General features: G+C 42.6%; 18 protein-coding genes. 17 read left to right on the forward strand and 1 reads right to left on the reverse strand.

What is annotated here, in order from left to right; genetic code table 11:
* Nucleotides 1–261 precede the first annotated feature (261 nt).
* A complete protein-coding gene (locus tag CDG79_RS37995; protein ID WP_223278596.1) occupies nt 262–621 on the reverse strand; it encodes a helix-turn-helix domain-containing protein in 360 nt (119 codons plus the stop codon).
* A gap of 440 nt (nt 622–1,061) precedes the next feature.
* Between CDG79_RS37995 and CDG79_RS38000 the strand changes: the two genes are divergently transcribed.
* The 17 genes from CDG79_RS38000 to CDG79_RS38070 all read left to right on the forward strand — a co-directional run bounded on the left by CDG79_RS38000 (nt 1,062) and on the right by CDG79_RS38070 (nt 6,581).
* Entirely contained in the window at nt 1,062–1,757 is a 696-nt protein-coding gene (locus CDG79_RS38000; protein WP_223278597.1) for a hypothetical protein, read from the forward strand.
* A 280-nt stretch (nt 1,758–2,037) separates the two neighbouring features.
* Nucleotides 2,038–2,457 (forward strand): hypothetical protein, encoded by a 420-nt coding sequence (locus tag CDG79_RS38005; protein WP_189525276.1) that lies wholly within the window; start codon nt 2,038–2,040, stop codon nt 2,455–2,457.
* 67 nt (nt 2,458–2,524) lie between these two features.
* Nucleotides 2,525–2,740, forward strand: coding sequence for a hypothetical protein (locus CDG79_RS38010; RefSeq protein ID WP_094346686.1), 216 nt, complete (start codon nt 2,525–2,527; stop codon nt 2,738–2,740).
* A gap of 27 nt (nt 2,741–2,767) precedes the next feature.
* Nucleotides 2,768–2,965, forward strand: coding sequence for a hypothetical protein (locus CDG79_RS38015; protein ID WP_094346687.1), 198 nt, complete (start codon nt 2,768–2,770; stop codon nt 2,963–2,965).
* Nucleotides 2,966–2,993: 28 nt separating this feature from the next.
* Nucleotides 2,994–3,254: a hypothetical protein gene (locus tag CDG79_RS38020; protein ID WP_094346688.1), complete on the forward strand. Its 261-nt coding sequence runs from the start codon at nt 2,994–2,996 to the stop codon at nt 3,252–3,254.
* Between the two features lie 15 nt (nt 3,255–3,269).
* Nucleotides 3,270–3,437 carry an ERF family protein gene (locus CDG79_RS38025; RefSeq protein WP_223278598.1) on the forward strand — a complete coding sequence of 56 codons (168 nt, stop codon included), beginning with the start codon at nt 3,270–3,272 and terminating at the stop codon, nt 3,435–3,437.
* Nucleotides 3,438–3,477: 40 nt separating this feature from the next.
* Nucleotides 3,478–3,678, forward strand: coding sequence for a hypothetical protein (locus tag CDG79_RS38030; RefSeq protein WP_094346689.1), 201 nt, complete (start codon nt 3,478–3,480; stop codon nt 3,676–3,678).
* On the forward strand, nt 3,675–4,019 hold the full coding sequence (locus CDG79_RS38035) for a hypothetical protein (protein ID WP_094346690.1): 345 nt from the start codon (nt 3,675–3,677) through the stop codon (nt 4,017–4,019). Before CDG79_RS38030 ends, CDG79_RS38035 begins: the two co-directional genes overlap by 4 nt.
* 15 nt (nt 4,020–4,034) lie before the next feature.
* Complete coding sequence (locus CDG79_RS38040) at nt 4,035–4,247, forward strand: hypothetical protein (RefSeq protein WP_094346691.1); 213 nt, start codon at nt 4,035–4,037, stop codon at nt 4,245–4,247.
* Between the two features lie 7 nt (nt 4,248–4,254).
* Nucleotides 4,255–4,479, forward strand: coding sequence for a hypothetical protein (locus CDG79_RS38045; protein ID WP_094346692.1), 225 nt, complete (start codon nt 4,255–4,257; stop codon nt 4,477–4,479).
* Between the two features lie 2 nt (nt 4,480–4,481).
* Nucleotides 4,482–4,643, forward strand: a complete 162-nt coding sequence (locus CDG79_RS43120; protein WP_189525277.1) for a hypothetical protein — start codon at nt 4,482–4,484, stop codon at nt 4,641–4,643.
* Nucleotides 4,644–4,645: 2 nt separating this feature from the next.
* Complete coding sequence (locus CDG79_RS38050) at nt 4,646–5,008, forward strand: hypothetical protein (protein ID WP_094346693.1); 363 nt, start codon at nt 4,646–4,648, stop codon at nt 5,006–5,008.
* The gene (locus CDG79_RS38055) at nt 5,005–5,283 is read left to right on the forward strand and encodes a hypothetical protein (RefSeq protein ID WP_094346694.1); all 279 of its coding nucleotides are present in this window, start codon (nt 5,005–5,007) and stop codon (nt 5,281–5,283) included. The genes CDG79_RS38050 and CDG79_RS38055 overlap by 4 nt, the downstream gene beginning before the upstream one ends.
* 16 nt (nt 5,284–5,299) lie before the next feature.
* Nucleotides 5,300–5,422 (forward strand): hypothetical protein, encoded by a 123-nt coding sequence (locus CDG79_RS45095; protein ID WP_262985880.1) that lies wholly within the window; start codon nt 5,300–5,302, stop codon nt 5,420–5,422.
* Complete coding sequence (locus CDG79_RS38060; RefSeq protein ID WP_094346695.1) at nt 5,419–5,664, forward strand: hypothetical protein; 246 nt, start codon at nt 5,419–5,421, stop codon at nt 5,662–5,664. Before CDG79_RS45095 ends, CDG79_RS38060 begins: the two co-directional genes overlap by 4 nt.
* Before the next feature lie 235 nt (nt 5,665–5,899).
* Entirely contained in the window at nt 5,900–6,319 is a 420-nt protein-coding gene (locus CDG79_RS38065; protein ID WP_094346696.1) for a hypothetical protein, read from the forward strand.
* Entirely contained in the window at nt 6,309–6,581 is a 273-nt protein-coding gene (locus CDG79_RS38070) for a hypothetical protein (RefSeq protein ID WP_094346697.1), read from the forward strand. The genes CDG79_RS38065 and CDG79_RS38070 overlap by 11 nt, the downstream gene beginning before the upstream one ends.
* The last annotated feature ends 115 nt before the right edge of the window (nt 6,582–6,696 follow it).

The following is a 6,696-nucleotide window of genomic DNA, read 5'->3' on the forward strand; positions in this document are numbered from 1 at the left end:
AATGAACCACGAGTCCGTAAACGTCGCCCAAAAATTTACCCCTTGATGACGAAACCCCGGCATGAATTACGCAAGCAATTGCAAACTGCTTAAACCGCAAGGGTTTCGGCTTTTCTTAGTGCCATTCCAGTTTAACCAAAGTGAACCGGGTAGCTGTCAGATGGATTTTCCAAAAATATGGCAGCATTATAGTTAGCTCACTTTGTGGTAAACGGATTGAGCAGGCGATCGCATTGCTGTGACGGGCGGCGATCGCTTTTGCTATGCAGCCGTTAAACAGGCTTGATTTTCAGCATCAATTGCTGAAGACTTTCGGCCTTGACTTAGTGCGCTACTCTTACTGCTGTTAGGGTTTTCAGAAGAGGCAGAAGTATCTGAATCTTGGGTGTAATCAATTAAATCGAACGGAGTAATCTGCCTATCTAAATCGTGCGCTAGACGATTTAGTGCGTTACAGAGATTATTTAGGGAATGACCATCCAAGCGTGGCATTGTTTTGGCTTTCCGTAAATTTGATACTGAATTAGCACTGAGATTTAACTCATTGGCAAGATCACCCGCCTTGATGTCATATCTTGCCATTACCTCTTTTAGTTTCCACTTAATCAAAGTCTGATTCACAAAAATCAACACCTTAAATGTACTCCGCTACCTAACACTAGTACAAATGTTAGCACTCAGACTTTGAAATATACAAAAATAATCAATATATTTACAAATTAAACTTATAAAAATACAAGTTTACCTCTTGACATCAGGCTATATTCCAAGTTAGACTTGTAATTAACAAGGAGGAAAAAGTGTTATGCCTCTTCAATAAATAAAGAAGCACTAAAAACTACAGAACTTTGACAGCACAATCCAAAGTCACCGCTTGATGAGTAACCGAGGCACTGGCGCAACCAGAGAAGGCGATGGGTACACAGATGGGAAATGGATTTGCACTTAATAAATGATTAACAAAAGACGTTAGACGATTAGCTTTTGACGTTGTTAAAGCTGTACACGTCCCCTGATGCTGCCGTCTGCTGTCTTGATAATGCTCTTAGCAACTAGCTTTGATGGCTACGCCAAATCTTTTTGAGAGCGTTGTGCCAAACCACAACGTTGTTTGCACACATAACAAAGGCGACCGCTACTGTCTGGAAAACTCAGCGATCGCCTTTTCCCCTATCACGGAGATCAATATTATGACTTACGAAACACTAACACAGCAAGCAATTCCTAGTTCTTCTTGTGACGAGCAAACCCTAGCCCAAGCAGAACTAAACCACCTTCTCGAATCCCAAGCCGAAGCTGTAGCCCCAACCCAAGATCCTCTCACCAGTAGAGATCGCCGCATCATTGGCGAGATTATCGAAGTCGAACCCGAATCCGTTCGCACGATCTGGATAGAAGGCGGAATCACAGTATGGGTGCAATTAGTCGGTGGCGGACGGCTCCCATTTGACCGCAACTGGTTCGCTACAAGAGTTGCAGAGGTCAAAGCGACTCTGCCAGAAACACCCCTGGAGCGCAACGAGCGATTGAGCGATGAACTGGAAACAGCTTGCACTGCTTTTGGTCTATATCACGGCGAAGTTAATTGGCTATCATTCAGCACCAAACTCTACCAAGACGGGCATTTTGTTGGCTTCGTCGGATGCAATCAACAAGGTTGGTACGCTCGACCAAGACAGTACGGGGTAAATCGGGTTGCTGGCAGTGCCAAAGATGTGATTGCGCTGTTGGGAGTCCGAGCGGCAGTAGCGGCGTAAGTTGCTGAAGCGAGAAAGGGCGATTGCTTCCCAAGACAAAAGCAATCGCCTTCAAGCTTAATCGTTAATTAACAGAATCATGACACAAAGTACAGCAAGTAACCTCTCACTTGAAGTAGATGAGTGTCAAGAAAATATTCTCCTACCTGCTACAGATGCGAATGCAGAGGTGTAAGAAATTCCTAGTCCTAAAAGTGAAAAAGGCGATCGCAGTCCAAGAGACAAGCAATCGCTGTTCAACCGAAATTTAGACAATCGAAATCATCATGGCACATGAAATATGATTACCACACTTTCTCTTCAAGAAGCCCAGTCGGATAATCTAAGAGAGAAAATACTCCTGCCTCCAACAGACCCCAATGCAGAGGTCATGGAAATCCCTGGCTACAAACTAGTTTACGTTAACGGAGCCTGCCCCAGAAACTATCGCGTGTACAAAGCTGATTGCATGATTGGGGTGATATTTCAGTACATTACCCACTGGTCTAACGGAGTGGATTCTCTTCGATACGCCGAGCCGGTTGATGCAGCAGTTGGACTAGACGACTTCATGAAGGTGGCAAGGGTATCAACAACGGCTACGGGAGAACCACCCACGGAAGAGGATTTGTTCGATAAAGAATTTGACGCACTGACGAGTGACGAGTGGAAACGGCTGAAAAGGTACGTTCCAAAAACTAGAGATTTAGTTGCAGCGTAGGGAAAGGGGTGGGCGTTGCTGCCCACTTCCTCAATAAGACTGTTTTACTTACATCACAAATATAACAATGACACCCATAGAAATACTACAAGAATTCAACTCCTGCTACCAAAAGATTCAGGCGATCGCCCAAGATGAAAACTGGCTCTTGTTGATTGCAGACAAGAAGATTGACCCAGAAGCAGCAACTCACTTGGGCGATGTCCTGCACTATTTGGATCAAGCGATGGGTTGTGTTGAAGAAATTGTCGAGGTCAAGTTCAATCAGGAATCAGAAGTATGAAACTCTACACAACCAGTATTCCTCAACATGAAGCCAAGCTGGGCAACTGTTATATCGAATAATGCAGGTTTAATTGAGGTTGAAATTAATGATGAAGACCCTGGTTTTCATTCAATCATTGAGGAATTATCTACTGAAATTCAACCAGTAATTGTTGGTGTAAAAGCTAGCGATTTATGTCAAATAATCAGTATTGAAACGGTTGATACTAGCGAAGATAATTGACAATTCATATTTCCCAAAAGATAGCCACATGAAATTCACCACTGTATCTGTTAGCTACTCCAGAAAGTTCAATCTTGGCGACTACGAATCGCTGGAATTAGGTTGCTCTTTATGGGCGCAAGTCGAGGATGGGGAAGACGCAGATGGAATAACCCAATTCCTTTATCAACAAGCTAAAGCTTCGGTAAAGCAAGCGGCAATGCCTGTGTTGAAAGCCTCAGAGTTTCAGATAAATAAAGCTAAGTCTAACAAAAAAGTGTCTGGTGATATTAACGAAAATGATTGGTAAAAGAGGATCTGGACAATGCAAGAACTAATCAAAGCTTTAATCAAGGCAAAGGCAGAGTTTAACCCAATTCAAAAAGACGGGACTAATCCTCACTACAAGCGCAAATATGCAACACTAGATGCTGTATTAGATGCTGTCACCCCTGGACTCAATGCGCTTGCACAATTACCTGAACTGAATTGAAGGGATCACATATTCTCATAACATCAAGAGGAAAAATATCATGCCGAAAAAATCCACTTCTCCCACCTCTACCGATCAATCCTCACAGTGTCTACAATATCTCGGTCGTTGTGGTGGTAGCGCTCGATTGGGCAGTATCAAATTTAGTCTGGGGGTGATTCAAGCATTGGTCAATCGCAAGCTGGTAAAAGTGACAAATACAGGTGCAGGATTTTTTGTGGAGTTGGACGAAGCGAAATGACTAACCACAAACAAATTGTTTACCAATCTCAATTAGACCACAAGAGTAAATTGGTTCTTCGCCGCCGTACTAGGAGAAGATTCAACCCCAGGATTTTCATCGATCGCACCATAGAAACAACTGCAATTGTCTCTCTGCTAATTACTGGATTTTCTGGAGTAGGGGCAATGGCTTGTTGGGGGCTAGAAGTAATCGAGACAAATGCTAATCCCAACATAATCATCTCTGGTTGGGAGCAACAGAAAAATATCTGCCTGGGTGCAATGTTGGTCAGTTTTTCCGTCTTCTTAGGCAGTTCTTTAGTCGGAGCAAGTTTTAGTATTAAACGGGATAAATTTTAGGGAGAGAAACGGACAATGAAAGAGTACAAAACCAAGCATGGCGGCTACAAAATTGAGACTACTGAGTTATCAGATGGTGCTGTAGATATTCATGTTGGTCAGCAGGGCTTTTTTAAAACAACTTGGGCATCACCTTCAACTCAAACCTTTGACAATCATACGCAAGCTGTTAGCCACGCAAAGAAGGCTATTGATAACGGCGAAATCGATTCAGTTTTTCAAGGTTAAAACACTAATGGAAATCAAGTTAACTACATCAGAGATTCGGACTATCTTACAAGGCTGTCAACATACATTGCGGCTTGTTGGCAGTAGCCGAGATTATCGCAACATTCAGTCTTCGCAGTATTTCTCTACATCAAAAAATGTGGTGCTAAATGATGCGTTCAATATTTTAGGAGAAATAGTGGATGCAATTGATCGGGTGGAGCAAATTAATCAACAAGGAGAACCTGAATAAATATGGAGCAGGAAATTAAAAATGCAGTCGGTTTGGGTAGCCCAGAACTGGTAATAGAGTCAAAATCGGAGCCGGAGCCGGAGCCGGAACCAAAACCAACAGTAACGATTTATGATTTTGCCGCTCTGTTATCTAAGCACGAACCACCCAAAAAGCAGCAATAAATATGAAACGACCAGTTTTTCTCTCTTGTATTAGTGCAGCAGCAGCAACAATTATTTGTGGATATTTCGGCACTCAATATCTCGGCAGAAATATCATGTACGTCATTAGTGGAGCAATAGCCGGGACTGGGATCACAGCATTCATGGTTGACCGAATTACTGGTCAAAATGAAATTGACCAAGTTATGTTGCGCCGACCTCGACCTTTAAATAGACCCACCAGTTGTATAGGTTGCAAATACTATCACGGGATCTCTTACAACGGCTCCCCTTTAATTTGTTCTGTTCATCCCGAAGGCATTGAGAGCGCGGAATGCCCCGATTGGCAAGGCTTTCAACTATCTAAAGAAGGAGCAAGAAAATGACATTAACCCTAAATAATCGCTCTCGAAACAAAGAATCGTCCCTGACGCAAGCGTTACGGCAGATACAACAACTAAACTCCAAGATTGCTGTGCTAGAGCAGCAGCATCAAGATTACGTGCAGAAGCAACAGAATTTGATTGCTGCGATTGCCGAAATCTGTGTTTCTCCAATGCAGGAAATACAGGCGCTGCGGATTCTGATTTATCGAGGAGAAGCAGCTTGTCGGCAGTACCTACGTTCAGTGTTGGTTAAACAAAGTCAGGCTTCAAAATGACCATAGGGGAAATCATTTGCCCAGTTCATATAAAAGAGCCAAGCATAAATTAAAGCGATCGCCACCGGACAAAGAAGGCGATCGCTTCTGCCAGAAAGGGCAGTCACCCCAAAACGTAACTTTGGAGCTAGAAATATGAGCGCACAAACAGAAGAAATCAAAGAACTTGACCCATTAGTTTTTTGTGAAATTTGGGGATTGAGTTATGAACAGGCATCAGAATATTTAAATATCAGAGCCAGAACAATGACAGCTTATGCCTGCAAAAAATCGTCTAGAACTCATCGTCAACCATCTTCGAGAGTAAAAGCTTTAGCTGCAATACATCATAATAAATGGTTGAAAGAAGGTAAAAGTTTCCGCCCCGAAGGAGCTTGGTAAATATTGCACTGAAAATTTCTAAGTTATCAACAAAGTTGTCAACAAAGTTGTCAACTTAGTAGCTTGAACCGCTTGGCGCGGTTTTTTATTATAAAAGAGCAAGGTCAATAGACAGTCAATAGACGCTGATCATTGATATCCACATGGACATCCATATTGATATCCATATTGACACTTAGATGCTACGGATATTGACTATCTTTTTAAGGCTATTGATACGGATTTGACTAAGTTCATGGAATCAGGATGGAGAAAACAACTTTTTAATCAAAAACAAAGCCAATCAGGGGTAAATCCCTTAGTTTTATCAATGTCAAAAGCGAAAGCGGTAAAAATTTTAGGTATTTGTCCCCGGACATTAGAACGATGGGCAAAAGTCGCCTCTTTGATTCCAGAGTATAGATTAATACTTATGAGGATGCAGGCATTAGCCCAAGAGAAAAATCTCCGTGCTGCACCGATCACATCTTATCAAGTGTGGGTGGTAGGAAAGATTGGTGAATTGTTTGGAGATATCACTCAAGGGATTGACAAAAAAGCTCTCGTCGAAGCAATTGTTGAAGCAAATAAAGTCGAGTACACCCGCGCCCAGTTTGAACAAGAGCAACTGGGATTTACATCACACAGTTTAGGAGAAACCCATTATGTCGGATAGCAAATTCACACGTGCAGAATTATTTGAATTATTGAGTGCTAGCTACAGCCCAGAGCAAATTATTGCTGGGTTAGAACAACTGGCTCAGTCAGATCCAGCAGTTGATCCGAACGCTCAAGAATTTCCTGTGGATATTAGCGATCGCTTAGAAAAGCTGTTCAGTTTAGCGCAAACAACTCTCGACAAGTCGAAGCTGTTAGAAGGTAGCGGCAATTTGGCGAATATACAGACGGGAGCAATAGACATGGCCGAATGGCACTAAGAAAAGCCGAAACCCTTGCGGTTTAAGCAGTTTGCAATTGCTTGCGTAATTCATGCCGGGGTTTCGTCATCAAGGGGTAAATTTTTGGGCGACGTTTACGGACTCGTGGTTCATT

The organism is Nostoc sp. 'Peltigera membranacea cyanobiont' 232 (assembly GCF_002245985.1).
In the GTDB taxonomy this organism is placed as follows: Bacteria; Cyanobacteriota; Cyanobacteriia; order Cyanobacteriales; family Nostocaceae; genus Nostoc.